The following is a 19641-nucleotide window of genomic DNA, read 5'->3' as shown; positions in this document are numbered from 1 at the left end:
AAAAAAGAAGATACCTCTCGATATCTTCCCGTATTTCAATATTTGCCGGATATTAATTTCTTCCGCCTTTACGCCAGGTCTTGCTGTAATAACCTTCGGCCAGAGAGCTTACTATAACACCATATTTTATAGATGCATGAATAAATTTCCCCTCTCCTAAATACACGCCTACATGATTAATATATTTCTTGTTGAAGGTAGAAAAGAATACCATATCACCGGGGATAAGATCTTCTTTTTCAAGAATAGATTCCTTTACATTTTTAGCAATAGTGGTACTCACCCTGTCCAGCTGTTGCCCGAATACATTCTTATAAATAATATTGGTAAAACCGGAACAATCGACTGCCTTGCGGCTCATCCCCCCTCTTCTGTAACGTGTACCCAGCCAGTCAGCCGCTTCACGGTACAACGGAAGAAAAGATACATCCTTTATAGCAACCCCTAGCTGAGACGATAATTCCTGCATCTCTTTAATTTCTATCATGTGCTTCTGGATCGCATCCAACGATCTTGAAATACCGGCATCTGCCATCAGATTATCCGACGAAGCGAATAGAGTAGAGTAGTCTTCCAATGTCTGCTTCATCTGGGGTAAAGCAATTATATTACCATCGGTAGTTTCAACTTCTATATTACGGGCTGATTGTTCAACTTTGACCTTTTTTGTAGTGACCGCACTTGTCTTTGATTTTTTCTTACCTGTCTTTGAATGTTTTGGTGTAATCGCTGCTATTGGCATAAATCCCATCGAAAACACTAGTAACATGGTGGATATTCTCAAAAATTTCTTCTGTCCAAGCATGGCTGTTAAATTTTAAATCGGATAAAAGTAGAAAAATCAACTTAATATAAGGCTAAGTATCTGTGTTTTTTATAATTATTTAAGTACTCTTTTAACTATTTTATCCGGCCAGCCTTTTTCCATGTACGGCTATAGTAACCTTCATCAAGATGGCTTACAATCACGCCCTTTGAAGTTGATGCATGAATAAAGCATCCGTCTTTCAGGTAAATACCGACATGGTTGATCCGGTTTGAATTCTTAGATGTGGCAAAGAAAACGAGGTCGCCTGTCTTAAGATCATTTTTGGATACCTTATGCATTTTCATATCCGCCAGGTCAGATGTCGATCTTGGAATCCTCTTTCTATATACCTTCTGATACATTAGAAATGCAAATCCTGAGCAGTCAAGGCCTCTCCGTGACAATCCGGCATGACGGTATGGCACACCTAGCCATTGGGAAACTTCGGCATACAATGGCATATTCTTATCATCATCCTTATCTGTATTACTGAGAGAGATGCCTAGCTTTTTGGAAAGTTCCGCTACCTCTTTAGGGTCATACAATTGCCCGCCCGGAGTTTTTTGTGTCCCGCAGGAAGTAACAAACAGAATCAACAAGACGGATAGTATGAAATAGAGAACGAATCTTTTCATAAAATCTGGTTTACATGCTAAAGGTAAGTATTATATAACAGAAAAAGCGGCTCTTGTTTCCAAAAACCGCTTTTTAATATTAATATAAAGAGATATTAGTTAGCTTTCTTAGTTCCTTCAAAGGCCACTGCAAGATCACCGATAAATGGTATATCTGCAACGTCAATAGCTAAAACCAATTTACCATTTTCGAAAGAGCCTTTAACAGTAACGTCTACTTCCATTGGATTATCTTCAGCACCTACAAGTGCTACACTGACTTTCTCTGTTGTTTCTGTCAGAGTATATTTATCTCCGGATTTAGTAACAGGTACAGAGTTCACTGCTATTCCGGTAACACCTATTGACGTATCAGGTCCCGTTGGTATAGTCAGGGTTTCAATTGACAATTTAGCATTGTTATCATCTCCTTTCGATAAAACAATCTCGTTCGGTAAATCTTCTACTCCCATTCCAGGAATATCCAAAGTACCTTCGTAAGTAGCGGCAATCTGCTCAGCATAACCTACAACTGTAACTTTAAGAGTAGCTGTTTTTTTATCCTTATCGGTAACTGTTATAGTAGTTTCACCTGCGGCTACGCCTGATACAGTAATTACATCGCCACTTACCGAAGCGGTTGCAGTAGTTTCACTTGCTGAGTTTACTTTGTAGTCTCCATTACCCTGAGTTATTTTCACTGTTACAGTAGCACCCTGATCTACATTCACTTCACTTTTTTCCAATGACAGGTTTACCGGATCATCGTCATCGCTACTACATGCTGTAAAAGTCAGTCCTAATGAAAAGACAAACATTAATAAACATAAAAGGTTCTTGTTCATAATGAATTTATTTGGTTAATAAAATTAGTGTTCTGATATATTGATGCATTCTACAAAGCTAAAGTTGCATAAAGATATTCAACTTCGCAAAGTTTATAACACCATAACTAGATCTAGCAGCACAAAGATTAACCAAAAATAACATTCATTTACTTAAATATTCATCTATATGTTGAGCTGTTTTTCGACCCGACGCTATACTGGTTACTACTAAAGATTGTCCGCTTACACAGTCGCCTGCGCCGAATACTTTTGCTACATTTGTAGCCCGTTTGGCATCCGTAGCAACATTATGGCGGATATCATCGGTCTTTATACCAAGTTCTTTCAACAGGCCTTCCTGTATAGGATGAACGAAACCGAGAGCAAGAAACACCAGGTCCATTTTGAGGATTTCGGGCTCGCCGACTTCTTTCATAACATGTTTGCCGTTCTCGTCCTTTTCCCAAGCTACTTCTACCAATTCAACGGCTGTCAGCTTACCATCTTCACCGATGAACCGTTTGGTATTCAGTGACCAGCGCCGTTCACAACCTTCGAGATGGGATGATGATGTCTTAAGAACGACAGGAAACGGATTAGGCCATGGATTTTCTATATCCTCCAGCTTGGCCGGCTTCGGCAGAATCTCTATCTGCAATATATTCGCCGCTCCCTGACGGTTAGCCGTACCGATACAGTCAGACCCTGTATCTCCACCACCAATAACAAGAACATTCTTTCCTTTAGCATCAATAATCTGGTCTGCCGGAATTTCTTCCTTTGCAATCATCTTATTTTGAGCGGTGAGATATTCCATAGCGTAGTAGACACCTTTCAGTTCGCGCCCCTCAACCGGAAGGTTACGCGGTACCTGTGAGCCGATAGCGACACAGATAGCATCATATCCGCTCACAATATCTTTGCCTTTGATATCTTTTCCTATCTCGGTATTGACAACGAACTTTACACCCTCGGCTTCCATCAGCTTCAAGCGCCGGTCGATAATATTCTTATTCAGTTTGAAATCGGGAATACCGAAACGGAGCAAGCCTCCGATATTGGAACTCTTTTCATAAACGGTCACGTCATGCCCCTTCTGGTTCAATTGATTAGCTACTGCCAACCCCGATGGTCCCGAACCTATCACGGCAACTTTCTTTCCTGTACGGTGTGCAGGTATTTTGGGCTGAATAAATCCTTCATTGAAAGCGTGTTCCAATGCAGACGCTTCATTTTCACGAATAGTTACAGGAGCACGATGTATCGACAGCACACACGACTTTTCACAAGGGGCAGGACAAATGCGTCCTGTAAACTCAGGGAAGTCGTTTGTTTGCATCAATACTTCCGCTGCCAGCTTCCAGTTACCTTTATATATATACTCCTGCCATTCGGGCATCTTATTGCCAAGCGGGCATCCCCAATGACAAAACGGGATACCACAATCCATGCAGCGTGATGCTTGTTCACGGCGGTCTTCTGTATTTAGGGTCTGTTCTACTTCACCAAAATCGAGGATACGCTCCTGTGCCGGACGATATCCTGCGTCTTTTCTCTTTACTGTTAAAAATGCTTTTGGATTTCCCATGCTTTTAATATGCTAATTATCTAATATGCCAATATGCCAATGGAACAAGGATATAATAGTCTTTTCATTTATGAATTTGCTCATTGGCAAATTGGCACATTAGCACATTGTTTTAGTAATCGAATTCTACTTGTGCTATCTTTTTCTTTATAGCTTCCAGTTTCTCATCCTGTAACACTTTCTTGTATTCAATAGGAGTTACTTTCATGAATTTCTCTACCTCTGTATTCCAGTTGTCGAGAATATATTTTGCCAGGGGACTGTTTGTATATTCATAATGATTGGTAATCAGCTGACGAAGTTCTTTACTATCATAAGTATCTTCTATCAATGTAAGTTCGACCATCTGCATATTGCAATAATAGTCGAAGTCACCATCTACATTATATACATAAGCAACCCCGCCGCTCATACCTGCTGCGAAATTTCGTCCTGTCTTGCCAAGCACCACAGTACGACCTCCGGTCATATATTCACAACAATGGTCACCAGCCCCTTCTACAACAGCCGTTGCACCACTATTGCGCACACAGAAACGCTCCCCTACCCGTCCGTTGATATATATTTCACCGGAAGTAGCACCATACAATAAGGTATTACCGGCAATAATATTTTCTTCTGGCTTGAAAGTAGATACCGCCGGCGGAACAATAATAATCTTACCTCCCGACAAACCTTTACCTACATAGTCATTGGCATCCCCTTCGAGTTTGAATGTAATACCATGAGCAAGAAATGCTCCGAAGCTCTGTCCGGCTGCCCCTTGGAATGTACATTGGATAGTATCTGCAGGAAGTCCCGCATTACCGTACTTCTTCGCTATTTCGCCCGAAAGCATAGCACCTACCGTACGATTCGTATTTCGTATCGTATGAGTAATAACAACAGGCATAGCCTTATCAATAGCCAGACGGGAAGTTGTTATCAATTTACGATCGAGTACATCGTCCAACTTATGTTCTTGTTCTTTAACTCTATGTATGGCATTTTCTTTTGCTTCGACCGGGAAATAGATCAGGCGGGACAAATCGAGCTTTTCGACCTTCTTATTATCATGGCTCTTAATATACTTGAGTAAATCGGCACGGCCTACTATTTCATCCAACTTCTTTACTCCTAATGATGCCAGATGCTCACGAACCTCTTCGGCAAGGAAGTTGAAATAATTAATCAAATATTCGCTACGTCCTATAAATTTTTTTCTCAACTCTTCATTTTGGGTAGCAACTCCGACAGGACAGGTATTCAGGTGACACTTACGCATCATAATACATCCTAACACTATGAGTGCGCTGGTTGCAAAGCCGAATTCTTCTGCTCCGAGCATAGCAGCTACTATAATATCATGTCCGGTCTTCAACTGACCGTCTGTCTGCAAATATACCTGTCCGCGCAGATTGTTCAGAACCAAAGTCTGTTGCACCTCAGCCAAACCGATTTCCAGCGGAAGCCCGGCATGCTTGATCGAACTGGCGGGACTTGCTCCTGTACCTCCTTCGCAACCGCTGATTACAATTCGGTCGGCTTTTGCTTTCGCCACACCGGCGGCCACAGTTCCCACTCCGCTTTCAGATACCAGTTTTACACTTATCTGTGCGGCCGGGTTTACGCTTTTCAGATCGAAAATCAACTGCGCCAAATCTTCAATAGAGTATATATCGTGGTGCGGCGGCGGTGATATCAACGAGATACCCGGAATCGAGTGACGGGTCTTCGCTATAATCTGATCCACTTTAAAACCCGGAAGCTGTCCTCCCTCACCTGGTTTTGCACCCTGTGCTATCTTGATCTGGAGTTCATCTGCATTAACCAGATATTCGGTAGTTACGCCGAAACGGCCGGAAGCCACCTGTTTGATAGATGAACGGGCATTTGTTGCAAAGCGTTCGGGCAGTTCCCCACCCTCTCCGGTATTACTTTTGCCTCCGATAGCATTCATTGCCACAGCCATAGCTTCATGTGCTTCACGACTGATAGAGCCAAACGACATGGCACCTGTTACAAAACGCTTGGTAATAGCCGATACAGGTTCTACCTCCGAAATATCGATTGGTTTCTTTGCCAAATCAAAATCAAGGAAGTCGCGCAAGAAAATCTTCTCAGGTTTCTTGTCTATCGAATTTGTATATTCCCTGAATTTCTTATAGCTGCCCAAACGTGTCGACATCTGGAGGTTCATTATCGTTTCGGGATTCCATGCATGATATTCGCCATTGCGACGCCATGCATAAATACCCTGGCTCACTAATGAAGGGTCTACAAAATCTTCCTCGAATGCTTCGTAATAAGCTTCTATCGTATCGCTGGCAATATCGTTCAAGTCGACACCCTCTATTTTGGATGTTGTTCCTTTGAAGTATTTATCTATTACTGCCGAACTGATACCGACAGCCTCAAATATCTGCGCACCAATATAACTTTTCAGTGTAGAAATACCCATCTTCGACATGGTTTTCAGTAAACCTTTGTTGATGGCCTTCACATAATTTTTCATTGCTGTGTGAAAATCAAGATGTATATCCCCCTTCTTGACTAACTCTTCAATAACAGCCAGTGCCAGATAAGGATTCACAGCATTTGCGCCATAACCAAACAACAATGCGAAATGCATTACCTCACGCGGTTCGGCAGATTCCACAACTATGTCTATCTGCATGCGTTTGCGGCGCTCCACTAAATAGTGATGAACAGCAGACACAGCCAACAGACACGGGATAGCGGCATTATCAGGATTAACGCCCCTGTCGCTGAGAATGATATAATTATTACCGTTATCAACAGCCTTTTCGGCTTTCTTACACAGTTCGTCTATAGCTTTTTCCAGACCTGCGCCACCCTGTTTAGGATCGAAAAGTATTGGCAGGACTTCACATTTAAAGCCTTTGTATTGCAGGTGAATCAACAAGTCGAGTTCCCTGTTGGAAAGGAATGGATTTGACAGACCAACCATCTTTGTATGTTCCGGCATCGGCTCCAGTATATTCTTGTGCAGCGAACCGATATATCCGGCCAGCGACATCACCAACTCTTCACGAATAGGGTCGATAGGCGGATTTGTTACCTGCGCAAATAACTGACGGAAGTATGTAAACAAGCGTTGCGGCTTGTTCGACAAAACAGCCACAGGCGCATCGTTACCCATCGAGGCAGTAGGTTCTTTCCCTTCCGCTGCCATAGGTGTCAGTATCTTTTCAATATCTTCTTTATAATAGCCGAATACTTTCAGCATCTTGGTGTAGTCTTCCACATTATATTTAGGAGTCCTACCTGAAGAAATATCATCGAGTGAGATACGATTTTTTGCCAACCAATCGCGATAAGGATATGCTTTTGCCAGTTTTTCTTTTAGCTCGGCATCATATTGTATAGTACCCTCTTCGGTATCCACCATCAGCATCTTACCTGGACGAAGACGCCCCTTTTCCTTTATTTCAGATGGTTCGAACGGAAGTACTCCCATCTCTGAAGCCACTACCATAATACCACTGTGAGTCATCAGGTAGCGCGCAGGACGCAAGCCGTTGCGGTCGAGCAATCCTCCTGCATATCGTCCGTCAGAAAACAGCAATGTAGCGGGACCATCCCACGGCTCCATAAATATACTGTGATACTCATAGAAGGCTTTCAGATCGTTCGAAATAGGATTCTTATCGTTCCACGATTCAGGTACCATCATTGCCATAGCATGCGGAAGCGATTTACCGGACATCACAAGGAATTCGAGCACATTATCGAATGAAGCACTATCACTCATATGCGGCTGTACAATCGGCCACAAATCACTGATATTACCTAATAATTCCGATTTCAACACACTTTCGCGGGCTTCCATCCACAGGCGGTTGCCCTTGATTGTATTAATTTCCCCGTTATGGGCTACCATTCTGAAAGGGTGTGCCAAATCCCATGTGGGAAATGTATTAGTACTGAAACGCGAGTGTACCAGTGCAATGGCACTTGTAAGATGCGGGTTCAGCAAATCGGGAAAATAATGACGGAGCTGCTCCGACGATAACATACCTTTATATATGATTCGCTTTGTGGACAGACTGACAATATAGAACGCCTTCTTTGTCTCTAAAGAGAATATTTTTGAATTGAATATCTCTTTTTCAATCTTCTTGCGAAGAATATAGAGCCGGTGCTCCAATTCATCCTGGGACATCCCCTCTTCTCCTACTACAAATATTTGTTTTATATTCGGTTCATTCGAAAGAGCCATTTCACCCAATATATCGCTATTGACAGGTACATCACGTACTGCCAGAAGCTTTAAACCTTCCTTGTCGATATATTGTGTAAGGGTAATCATACAAGACTCCATTTCTTTTTCACCCTTAGGCAAAAAGACGAGTCCTGTTCCATAATGTCCCTTTTCGGGAACGGGAATCCCTTGTAGTAGTATAAACTCGTGTGGTATCTGCAACATAATACCGGCACCGTCTCCGGTTTTGTTGTCTGCATTTTCTGCCCCACGGTGAGTCATGTTCTCCAAAACACGGAGACCATTCTCAACGATGGCATGGGATTTAGCACCCTTCATATGAAGCACCATCCCTACCCCGCAAGCGTCATGCTCATAGGCCGGGTCATATAATCCGTGCTGTACTGCTGATTTTAAATCCTGCATAGTTATTAGTTGATATATAATTGATAGAAATTTCGATTTCTGCCCCAAACTAAGACAGATGACAAATATACAAATTTTCAACACATAAAATCTCCTTTTGTTCGAAAAAATGATTTTTTGCATAAAATGAATAGGGTTAACCTATTTTATTTAACAAAAATCTATTTAAAATTATTTTTATATTGAATTTCTGATAATATAATTGTTAATTATTACTTTTGACGTATCACTTATTAACTAAAACATAAGAATTATGAAAAAATTCCTGTCAGCAATCCTCATTACAACATTCTTATTTTCATGCGGAGGGGCACAAAAAGACACTACATCTGCGGAAAAATCAACTACAGATTCAACCGATGTTATAACCTACGCGAATGTAGAAACCAAATCTTTCGACGAATTGTTCAAAAAGATAGAACCTACCGAATTGACAGAAAATGTATTTAAGCTCGTAGGAAAAGATTATTCGGTGATTACTGCCGGCACCGATTCGCTCTACAATTCCATGACAGCAAGCTGGGGTGGCTGGGGACAACTTTTTGAAGTGCCCGTTACATGGTGCTTCCTGAACGCGAGCCGTTATACACTGGAATTTATAAAGAAAGAGCAGAACTATACCATGACTTACTTCCCCGATCAGTTCAAAGACCAGGTAATAGCATTCGGCAGCAAGAGCGGAAGGAGCTCCGACAAGATGAAAGAAACAACATTGACCTATGTGAAAACTCCATCGGGCAATATCACATACAAAGAAGCCAAGCTAATTATAGAATGTAAACTGGTGGAAATTACAGAGACCAATCCGAAAGACTTCTACTCTGAAAAAGGAAAAGAATTTGTAGAAAAAGGAAAGAAAGACGGAAATGGCAAGGAATACCATAAACTTGTATTCGGCGATATAACAGCTGTATGGATAAGAAAATAGAACGGATATAAACAAAAAGAATCCCGACCTCTTACGAAGCCGGGATTTTTCATTATAAATAAAAGCGATTATCGAATAAAAAGTAATTCCCTGTATTTAGCCAACGGCCACATTTCGTTATCCACAATCAATTCCAGTTTATCTACATGATAGCGGATCTCATCGAGATAAGGCGCTACATTATCATGATAAGCTACAGCTTTTTCACGTTCGCTCTCGATATTATTGGCTATCTTACGTGCATCTATCATTTCGTGCACCTTAGCATTTATGGCATTCACATGCGTAGAAACTTTTTCTATCAGTCGCAATTGCTCTGCTCCCAGTGTCTTATAATCATCTGATACTTCTTTCAGTTTCGATACATTTGTCAACAAGATAGACTGGTAAGAAATAGCTACCGGGATAATATGGTTCAGAGCCAAATCTCCGAGCACACGTGATTCTATCTGAATTTTCTTTGTATATGTTTCCCACTTCACTTCGTTGCGTGCATGCAGTTCCACTTCGGAAAGGATACCTGTAAATGTTTTGATACTTTGTTTCGATGTATATGCATCATAAATCACAGGAACACTGGTTTCACAATCCAATTTACGCTTCTTGGCTTCAGCTTTCCATTCATCGCTGTAGCCATTTCCGTTGAAACGGATAGGGCGTGATTCCTTGATATATTTCTTCAATACCTCATACAAAGCTTCCTCTTTAGATTTACCTTTAGCAATAAGGCCATCCACTTCTTCTTTAAACAGTCGAAGCTGCTCAGCAACAGAAGCATTCAATGCTGTCATAGCGGAAGCACAGTTTGCGGACGAACCTACCGCACGGAATTCGAAACGGTTACCTGTAAAGGCAAACGGCGATGTGCGGTTACGGTCGGTATTATCGAGCAGGATTTCAGGAATCTGACCTACACCAAGGCTGATTTGTTTCTTACTATCAACTACAATCGCGTCTTTTACTGCGCTCTTCTCAAACTTATCAAGTATATCACTTACCTGAGAACCGAGGAATACGGATATAATAGCCGGAGGCGCTTCGTTCGCACCCAAACGGTGAGCATTTGTCGCAGAAGAAATAGATGCTTTCAACAATCCGTTATTCTTATGCACTGCCGCAAGAATATTTGCCACAAAAGTAATGAAGCGCAGGTTTTCCACCTGATCTTTACCCGGAGACAGCAGGTTGATACCTGTATCGGTACTTAGCGACCAGTTATTATGTTTACCCGAACCATTGATTCCCTTGAACGGTTTTTCGTGGAATAATATACGGAATGAATGTTTACGCGCTACTTTATCCATCACTGACATCACCAGCAGGTTATGATCTACAGCCAGATTACACTCTTCATATATAGGAGCCAGCTCGAACTGATTCGGCGCAACCTCATTGTGGCGGGTCTTCACTGGAATACCCAAAGCATATGCTTCATATTCCAGTTCTTCCATAAAACGTTGTACACGCTCAGGTATAGAACCGAAATAGTGGTCTTCCAACTGTTGATTTTTAGCACTCTCGTGACTCATCAACGTTCTACCGGTCAGAGCCAGATCGGGGCGGGCCATAAAAAGATCCTCATCTACAAGGAAGTATTCTTGTTCCCAGCCCAGATTGGATTGTACTTTCTTTACGTCTTTATTAAAATAGTGAACCACTTCGGTCGCAGCCTTATCTACTGCCGCCAGTGCTTTCAGCAATGGAGTTTTATAGTCGAGTGCCTCACCTGTGTAAGAGATAAATATAGTAGGGACACACAATGTATTGCCAACAATAAATGCAGGAGAAGACGGATCCCAAGCCGAGTATCCGCGAGCTTCAAATGTATTACGAAGACCTCCCGACGGAAAACTGGACGCATCCGGTTCTTGTTGAGCCAGAAGCTTTCCTTCAAATTCTTCTATCAGGCCGCCCTGTCCATCATGTTCTACAAAAGCGTCATGTTTTTCGGCAGTTCCGTCCGTTAACGGATGAAACCAGTGTGTATAGTGAGTCACACCGTTTTCCAAAGCCCACATACGCATACCTGCAGCTACGTGCTCAGCTAGGTTACGATTTACAGATCCTCCTTTATCGATAGCATTATTCAGCGCTTTGAAAGTTTCTTTCGAAAGATATTTGGTCATAGCTTTACGATTGAAGACTTTCTCTCCATAATATTCCGATGTCTTCTTTCCCGGCTTTTGCACTTCTACCGGTTTTCTTTCCGAGGCCATCGCTACTGCTCTAAAACGTAACTTTGTCATAAACTTGTTTTTATTGAGTTATATATGATTTGATTTAAATAGAAATCTTTTTGAGACGGCTTACCGCCTCTTTTGTATTCTCTAATGTACCGAACGCCGTCAACCGCAGATACCCCTCTCCACTTGGCCCGAAACCAACACCCGGAGTACCTACGACATTCAGCTCATTGAGCAGATAGTCGAAAAATCCCCACGAAGTCATACCGTCGGGCGTTTTAACCCAAATGTAAGGAGAATTTACTCCGCCATAGACTTTCAGTCCTTGCGTACTAAGCCCTTCACGGATGATCTTAGCATTATTCAGGTAATAATCGATCGTCGCTTTCACCTGCTTTTTACCCTCAACGGAATAACAGGCTTCAGCGGCACGTTGTATAATATATGGCACACCATTGAATTTTGTCGTATGCCGTCTGTTCCACAATTTATTCAATGATACCTTTTCACCCGATTTGGTATATCCCATCAGGGCTTTAGGTACTACGGTGTATGCACAACGCGTACCGGTAAATCCGGCAGTTTTAGAGAAGCTGCGGAACTCAATAGCCACTTCCTTCGCTCCTTCTATTTCATAGATACTGTGAGGTACATTACTTTCGGTTATAAACGCTTCGTAAGCACTATCGAAAAGAATAAGTGCTTTGTTCTTTAATGCATAATCTACCCATATCTTCAATTGATCTTTTGTCAATGTCGTACCTGTCGGATTATTCGGATAACACAAATAGATGATATCCACTTTTTCGGTTGGCAATGAAGGCACGAAATCATTCTCCGCAGTACATGGAAGATATACAATCTTACTCCATTTGCCATTTTCGAGCAAATCACCCGCACGACCTGCCATCACATTGGTATCCACATAGACAGGATATACAGGATCGGTAATGGCTACAATATTATCGAGTCCGAGAATATCTCCGATATTACCCGTATCACTTTTAGAGCCGTCACTGACAAATACTTCATCTGTGGATATATCCAGTCCGCGTGTTTTATAATCGTTTTCTACAATTGTATTTACAAGAAAGTCATAACCCTGTTCCGGCCCGTACCCCCTGAAGGTAGCTGCATCGGCCATCTCATCTACGGCTTTATGCATTGCTTCTATCGAAGCCTGCGGAAGAGGTTTTGTTACATCTCCTATACCAAGACGGATAATAGATGCGTCGGGATGTGCAGTTTTGAATTCGTTTACTTTGCGTGCAATATCCGAGAAAAGATAGCTTCCCGGCAGCTTAGTATAATTTTCGTTTATTAATATCATTTTTAGTTACGAGTTACAAGTTACAAGTTACGAGCCGTATGATCGGCAAATAAATAAGTAACCAGTATTTATATTTATATTCATTTTCTAATTTGCTAATATTAACTACACTTCGTTCCGTTGAACGATGTTTCAAATCAGCTAATTTACCAGTTCACCTTCGAACACAGTAACAGCTTCACCTGTCATATATACATGGTTATTGAGAGCATCCCACTCTATTTTGAGATCACCACCCAGCAAATGTATTGTTATATCCCTGTCGCAATGGTTATTCAGCACAGCAGCCACGGCAGCAGCACATGCTCCGGTTCCGCAAGCCAGAGTCTCCCCTGCTCCACGTTCCCATACCCGCATATTTAATGTATTGCGGTCTACCACTTCGATAAATTCAGTATTGGTTTTGCGGGGAAAGACAGGATGTGTTTCAAATTTAGGTCCCAAAACAGGCAAATCCAAATCCTTGATCCCCTTCATAAACACCACAGCGTGCGGATTTCCCATAGACACACAGGATATTTTCCATATTTTACCATCTATATCCAAAGGATGATCCAATACGGGCTCTTCCGCTACCTGTACCGGGATCAGGGTAGGCGCAAGTATCGGCTCTCCCATATCCACTGTTACTTTACGCGCAATAGCATCCCCTTCCTTTAGTGTGATATATTTCACCCCGGCTTTCGTCTCCAGTGTTATTTCTTTTTTATCGGTCAGCCCGTTATCATACACATATTTACCTACGCAGCGCGAAGCATTACCGCACATCTCAGCTTCCGAGCCGTCGGAATTGAACATCTGCATTCTAAAGTCACATGTATCAGAGGGCAATATGAGTACTAACCCATCGGACCCAATACCAAAATGACGATTGCTCAGGCGAACTGCCAGTTGAGAAGGATTCTCTATTTCCTGAGTGAATCCATTCATATAAATGTAGTCATTACCGGCACCATGCATTTTGATAAATTTCAATTTTTTCATTGTCTATTTCGACCTCTTTTTGTGTATTATATTATTTCTATTTTCAAGACGCAAATTTCGTACAAATTATTCGATTTCGCAAGAATTTTGTATCATTTTTTCATTTTTAATAAAATAAAAAATCTTTTTGACTTGTTAATTTTCAAAACAACAAACATAAAGTCAGAACGCAAGACCAAATGATTTACAAATGTCACCCCTTTCTTAAATTAGACACCTTTAATCCATATTTTCACTATTTATTTGAGCAAAATATTTCTTTTAAACACCTTATAATATCCAACATTGAAATCCCCTTACACAAAGTCCATATTTCAGGATGAAATGTTAAGAAAAAATTTCCTATTCCATATAAAATACCCATCTTTGTAACTTTCAAAATCCAGATTGTAGATTTTGAAATAAAATAATAACCTAAAACAACGTGTAGCCTGCACCTTTTACAGAACGCACAGACTACCATTTTAATTATCGGATAATAACGGATAGAACCATGAGCTCTATTGTTAATTTTTTCAGAAAACCGATGTTTTCTGACAAGAGATTCCTCCTATTCATATGGATACTCTTACCTGCTATCGGCGCATTAAAAGCAAGCCGGATCCACAACAACTATCGCATATTCAAGGGCGTATTCTACCACACCCTTGAACAAACCAACCTCTATGCCCCATACCCTGCCGAGCATCACGATGTAAATCATTACGGACCTCTTTTCAGTATGGTCATAGCTCCTTTTGCCCTCTTACCGGACAGATTCGGTATATTATTCTGGGATATAGCAATGAGCCTTTGCCTCTTCATCGCAATCTACTACCTGAGCGTACCATGGAAAAAGAAATACCTATTCTATTATATCATTGTAATCCAACTATATGTTTGCGTAATGAACAGCCAGACCAACGGCCTGATAGCGGCGCTCATCATAGGGAGTCTCATAAGCATACGCAAAGAAAAAGACATATGGGCCGCATGCTTTATCGTATTCGGAACATTTATAAAGCTTTATGGAATTGTAGGACTCAGCCTCTTCTTTTTCTCCAGACACAAAGGAAAACTTATAGGATATATGGCTATGTGGGCTGCCATATTCTTCGTTCTGCCAATGATTATTTCATCACCGGAATTTATTATTCAAAGTTATCAGGACTGGTATTTCTGCCTTATAGACAAAAACATTGAGAATATCACTAATTTCTCTCAAGACATTTCGGCGATCGGACTAATAAGAAGAGTATTCAATATTCTCGATGTATCTGCATTATATATCATAGCTCCCGGGCTTATGCTATTTGCCATACAATACCTCAAACCTGAACGCTACGGACAATTAACATACCAGTTAGGAATATTGGCATCTACATTATTTTTTGTCCTGCTTTTCAGCACCGGTTCCGAATCGGAAACATACATCATAGCCATGACCGCGCTTGCCATCTGGTACAGCATACAGAAATATCCGAACAGCAAATGGGTCATCGGATTATTATTATTTACGATATTCTGGACATGGATAACCTCATCTCACATATTCCCTAAAAGGATACATGCGGGAATCTTCAAACGATACTCCCTAAAAGCTATACCAAGTTTAACCGTATGGCTTATACTGGTATACCAATTAGTCACATCACGGGGTATTATAGAACAATTTGACCCGAACGATTACACCAAAGAAGAAAGAATAAAAGAAGGTATATAAAAGAAAAGCAGAGAAATACGCTTTCTCTGCTTTTATATTTTTATGTACCACAATCATTTATTCATAAGCCTCGGAGTGCACCGCTTTTACTGCACGGCCAGATGGGTCCACCCTGTTCTTAAACGAAGCATCCCACTCCAAAGCCGTAGCCGTACTACAGGCTACTGACGGTACTGACGGCACTGTATGAGCCGCGGAAGCCGATGAAAAATGCTCTTCAAACATTGTACGATACCAATACTCTTCTTTCGACATTGGCGGATTTACAGGGAAGCGCTCTGCCGCATGCTCCATCTGGCGGTCGCTTACTTTTTTATCAGCAACCTCACGCAATGTATCTATCCAGTTATATCCTACACCGTCGGAGAATTGCTCTTTTTGCCGCCATGCAACACTGGCCGGCAGATAATCTTCGAAAGCCTTCCTGAGTATATGCTTTTCTATTTTTCCATTACCACACATTTTATCCTGAGGGTTCAGGCGCATAGCCACATCCATAAATTCCTTATCCAAAAAAGGCACACGCCCTTCTACCCCCCATGCTGCCAATGACTTGTTTGCACGCAAACAATCATATAAATGAAGCCTATCCAGCTTACGAACCGTCTCTTCATGCAATGCCTTTGCGTCCGGCGCCTTATGAAAATAGAGATAACCACCGAAAAGCTCGTCCGAACCTTCACCCGATAACACCATTTTCACGCCCATAGACTTAATAAAACGAGCCAATAAATACATCGGGGTAGACGCCCGCACAGTTGTCACATCATATGTTTCGATATGATAAATTACATCACTCAGTGCATCTATAGCTTCCTCTACCGTAAAATTAATCTCATGATGCACCGTGCCTATATACTCCGCCACCTTACGGGCAGCAATCAAATCCGGAGCATCTTTCAATCCTACAGCAAAAGAATGAAGCTGCGGCCACCATGCCTCTGTTTTATTATCATCTTCTATACGTCGCGCCGCATAACGCTTCGCTACTGCCGATATAATAGACGAATCCAGACCACCTGAGAGTAGCACCCCATAAGGAACATCCGACATCAACTGGCGATGCACAGCCGCTTCCAAAGACGCCCTCAGCTCTTCAACATCCGATTTATTATCTTTCACATTATCATACTCCATCCAGTCACGCTTATACCACTGCTTAGGAGCCGTTCCATCTTTACTGAAAATATAATGCCCGGGCAAGAACTCCTGAATATTCGGACAAACACCCTCCAGCGCCTTCAACTCACTGGCTACATAAAATTGCCCGTAATCGTCATATCCCATATACAAAGGGATAATCCCCATATGGTCGCGACCGATCAAGATTATATCTTTTTCTACATCGTAGAGCGCAAATGCAAATATCCCATTCAGATCTTCAAACAAATCAGCTCCTTTATCTTTATATAAAGCCAGGATAACTTCACAGTCGGAATGAGTAAGGAACTCATAATCAGAATACCGGCTCCTTATCTCTTTATGATTATATATTTCGCCATTAACGGCTAATACCAACTTCTTATCTTTACTATACAAGGGCTGCTTACCCGAATCAACTCCCACAATAGAAAGCCTTTCATGAGCAAGGATAGATTTACTGCCACAATATACCCCCGACCAGTCGGGACCGCGATGACGTATCTTTTTAGCCATGCGAAGCACCTGACCGCGAAGCACGTCTATATTTTGGGTTAAATCAAATACACCTACAAATCCACACATATATTTATAATTATTTTTTTTAGTTAGTTTTATATCTTGCCACAGTCCGGCAAATTTATATCATTTTATTCTTAATTCAAAATATAAAACATAAATATAACACATTTTATTTGCATTTTATTTCAAATTGTCAATACGTAATAAAAATAAAACAAATTCGTTACAACTATACAAGCACACCATTTAACTATGATAAATTCATTCCAAAAAAAATTATATATATCTTTGCAGAAACATTTTACAAAACAAATCTTTGAGCGATGAACAAAAACATCACCTTTCTTACATTGCTTGTTATTATCATTAGTACTTGCAGTTATTCATGCGGCGATGATTATGAACCCAAGCCACCTGCACCATTGGACGGCGAATGGCTCAATGAGAAGCGTGTACTAAAATCCAACGATCCTACTGTAGACGAGAGAGTAAACAGTATGTTCGTCCGGGATGCAGAATTACTCGAAATAAAAAGGATTTTTGACGTAAATGAAAGCAATCCGAATACGGGGGCCATATCCACTTTGGCTGTAAACCCGCAAAACGGCACCTATGCAAGAAATAGAAAAAGCACATATACTGCAAAAGGCGACAGTATATTTATCGTGGACGGGATACTGGGCTATATGTCGGGAACAAATATCATATCCGGCAAAAGATTAACCACTGTAACCAAGGTGGACAAACAGGCGATTAAAGCTATTATTACCGAAATAGGTGGCGATATAAATATACCGATGCTAGACGATATAGAAGGAGTATTGACTATTGTAGATTATAAGGAATAATCTCGCATAAAAAAATTTGAATATTCCACAATATTTCATTACTTTTGTCACCCGATTGCCAATAGGCTAACAAGAAACCGATGTAAACCGGTTCGCCTCAGGCACATAACCTGTAAATATAAAAACAGATGTACGTTATCGTAGACATTCAGGGACAACAAATGAAGGTTGAAGTAGACCAAAAACTGTTCGTTCACAGAATCAACGCAGAAAATGGCTCTAAAGTAGAGTTCGAAAAAGTATTATTAGTTGACAAAGATGGTGCTGTAACCGTAGGCGCTCCTACTGTAGAAGGCGCTAAAGTGGTAGTAGAAGTAATATCTCAGGCAAAAGGAGATAAAGTACTCATATTCCACAAGAAAAGGAGAAAAGGATACCGTAAATTAAACGGTCACCGTCAACAATTTTCAGAAGTTGTAGTTAAAGAAATTATTGCTTAATCAGTAAAAACAGAAGAAAATGGCACACAAGAAAGGTGTAGGTAGTTCGAAAAACGGCCGTGAATCGGAAAGTAAACGATTAGGCGTTAAAGCATTCGGCGGAGAAATCGTTAAAGCCGGAAACATTATAGTTCGTCAGAGAGGTACAACACATCACCCTGGTGAAAATGTAGGTATCGGAAAAGATCATACTTTGTTTGCATTGATTGACGGAGTAGTATCGTTCCGTAAAAAGAAAAACGACAGATCTTATGTTTCTGTACTTCCTAAGGCAGAAGCTTAAAAACATAGTTTAAACGGTATAAAGAAAGCAGATTGATCCTTCAGTCTGCTTTCTTATTTTGAATATCCTTCACAAACGCAAAGAATTACGCAGCTTCTACTCATAAGTAAGTAGTTTTGCCCATAAATTTCATTATTTTTCGGTATTGTCCCACTCCGATATATCCTGTTTCTTTGCATTGTCAAATTGGAATTAAGGTCGCAGACCTATTTATCATTTGAGCAAGTAAAACAACAAAAACAAATTATAATTCGACAATATATCATTAAATTCTAACTATTACTTAATAATTATAATTCATTTACAATATGTCTAAGATTGGAATATATTACGGCTCTACAACCGGAAACACACAAGATGTTGCAGAAGAAATTGCAAAAAAACTAAATGTAGATAAAGCTGATTTACATGACGTATCCAAAGCTGACGCGAATTATGCGGCTTATGACGTTCTATTGTTCGGATCACCTACATTAGGTCTTGGAGATTTGCAAGACGACTGGGAATACTATATCGACAAGGTGAAAGCCGCCGACCTGAGTGGTAAGAAAGTTGCTCTCTTTGGTTGCGGAGACTCTTCATCATACAGCGATACATTCGGAGATGCAGTAGGTAAAATATATGACGCGATAAAAGGCAAAGGCTGTGAATTTATCGGGCAGGTAAGTACAGAAGGTTACACATACGACAGTTCGGAAGCTGTAGTTGACGGTCAGTTTGTAGGCCTGCTAATAGACAATGACAACGAATCGAACCTGACTGATGAACGTATTGCACTTTGGACAGAAGATTTGAAAAAGGTAATTTAATAAAC

The 19641-nt window shown here is 41.0% G+C and carries 15 protein-coding genes; 6 read left to right on the top strand and 9 right to left on the bottom strand.

Features of this window, described 5'->3' with window-relative positions; genetic code table 11:
* Positions 1–52: 52 nt before the first annotated feature.
* The 5 genes from B3317_RS02395 to gltB all read right to left on the bottom strand — a co-directional run bounded on the left by B3317_RS02395 (position 53) and on the right by gltB (position 8467).
* Complete coding sequence (locus B3317_RS02395; RefSeq protein ID WP_291108255.1) at positions 53–805, bottom strand: C40 family peptidase; 753 nt, start codon at positions 803–805, stop codon at positions 53–55.
* Positions 806–900: 95 nt separating this feature from the next.
* A complete protein-coding gene (locus B3317_RS02390) occupies positions 901–1443 on the bottom strand; it encodes a C40 family peptidase (protein WP_291108253.1) in 543 nt (180 codons plus the stop codon).
* 95 nt (positions 1444–1538) lie between these two features.
* Positions 1539–2267 carry a calycin-like domain-containing protein gene (locus B3317_RS02385; protein ID WP_291108251.1) on the bottom strand — a complete coding sequence of 243 codons (729 nt, stop codon included), beginning with the start codon at positions 2265–2267 and terminating at the stop codon, positions 1539–1541.
* A 145-nt stretch (positions 2268–2412) separates the two neighbouring features.
* Complete coding sequence (locus tag B3317_RS02380; RefSeq protein WP_291108249.1) at positions 2413–3837, bottom strand: glutamate synthase subunit beta; 1425 nt, start codon at positions 3835–3837, stop codon at positions 2413–2415.
* A 112-nt stretch (positions 3838–3949) separates the two neighbouring features.
* A complete protein-coding gene (gltB, locus tag B3317_RS02375) occupies positions 3950–8467 on the bottom strand; it encodes a glutamate synthase large subunit (RefSeq protein ID WP_291108247.1) in 4518 nt (1505 codons plus the stop codon).
* A gap of 253 nt (positions 8468–8720) precedes the next feature.
* On the opposite strand from gltB, the gene B3317_RS02370 reads away from it, so the two are divergent.
* Positions 8721–9395 (top strand): flavin reductase, encoded by a 675-nt coding sequence (locus B3317_RS02370; RefSeq protein ID WP_291108245.1) that lies wholly within the window; start codon positions 8721–8723, stop codon positions 9393–9395.
* 68 nt (positions 9396–9463) lie between these two features.
* Here the strand turns inward: B3317_RS02370 and B3317_RS02365 are convergent, their stop codons facing one another.
* The 3 genes from B3317_RS02365 to dapF form a co-directional block, all read right to left on the bottom strand.
* Positions 9464–11641, bottom strand: a complete 2178-nt coding sequence (locus B3317_RS02365) for a glutamine synthetase III (RefSeq protein ID WP_291108243.1) — start codon at positions 11639–11641, stop codon at positions 9464–9466.
* A gap of 34 nt (positions 11642–11675) precedes the next feature.
* A complete protein-coding gene (locus B3317_RS02360; protein ID WP_291108241.1) occupies positions 11676–12908 on the bottom strand; it encodes an LL-diaminopimelate aminotransferase in 1233 nt (410 codons plus the stop codon).
* A 141-nt stretch (positions 12909–13049) separates the two neighbouring features.
* Entirely contained in the window at positions 13050–13892 is an 843-nt protein-coding gene (gene dapF / locus B3317_RS02355) for a diaminopimelate epimerase (protein WP_291108239.1), read from the bottom strand.
* A gap of 493 nt (positions 13893–14385) precedes the next feature.
* Between dapF and B3317_RS02350 the strand changes: the two genes are divergently transcribed.
* Positions 14386–15594 carry a glycosyltransferase family 87 protein gene (locus tag B3317_RS02350; RefSeq protein WP_291108237.1) on the top strand — a complete coding sequence of 403 codons (1209 nt, stop codon included), beginning with the start codon at positions 14386–14388 and terminating at the stop codon, positions 15592–15594.
* A gap of 57 nt (positions 15595–15651) precedes the next feature.
* Here the strand turns inward: B3317_RS02350 and asnB are convergent, their stop codons facing one another.
* On the bottom strand, positions 15652–17319 hold the full coding sequence (gene asnB / locus B3317_RS02345; protein ID WP_291108235.1) for an asparagine synthase B: 1668 nt from the start codon (positions 17317–17319) through the stop codon (positions 15652–15654).
* Between the two features lie 260 nt (positions 17320–17579).
* Between asnB and B3317_RS02340 the strand changes: the two genes are divergently transcribed.
* The 4 genes from B3317_RS02340 to fldA all read left to right on the top strand — a co-directional run bounded on the left by B3317_RS02340 (position 17580) and on the right by fldA (position 19636).
* Positions 17580–18104, top strand: coding sequence for a hypothetical protein (locus tag B3317_RS02340; protein WP_291108233.1), 525 nt, complete (start codon positions 17580–17582; stop codon positions 18102–18104).
* A gap of 128 nt (positions 18105–18232) precedes the next feature.
* Positions 18233–18544, top strand: a complete 312-nt coding sequence (rplU, locus tag B3317_RS02335; protein WP_006798514.1) for a 50S ribosomal protein L21 — start codon at positions 18233–18235, stop codon at positions 18542–18544.
* 19 nt (positions 18545–18563) lie between these two features.
* Positions 18564–18827 carry a 50S ribosomal protein L27 gene (rpmA, locus tag B3317_RS02330; RefSeq protein ID WP_291108230.1) on the top strand — a complete coding sequence of 88 codons (264 nt, stop codon included), beginning with the start codon at positions 18564–18566 and terminating at the stop codon, positions 18825–18827.
* Positions 18828–19135: 308 nt separating this feature from the next.
* Positions 19136–19636 (top strand): flavodoxin FldA, encoded by a 501-nt coding sequence (gene fldA, locus B3317_RS02325; RefSeq protein WP_291108228.1) that lies wholly within the window; start codon positions 19136–19138, stop codon positions 19634–19636.
* Positions 19637–19641 lie beyond the last annotated feature (5 nt).

This window comes from Dysgonomonas sp. UBA7710, assembly GCF_002482385.1.
Taxonomy (GTDB): Bacteria; Bacteroidota; Bacteroidia; order Bacteroidales; family Dysgonomonadaceae; genus Dysgonomonas.
This window is presented reverse-complemented; position numbering and strand designations above follow the sequence as displayed.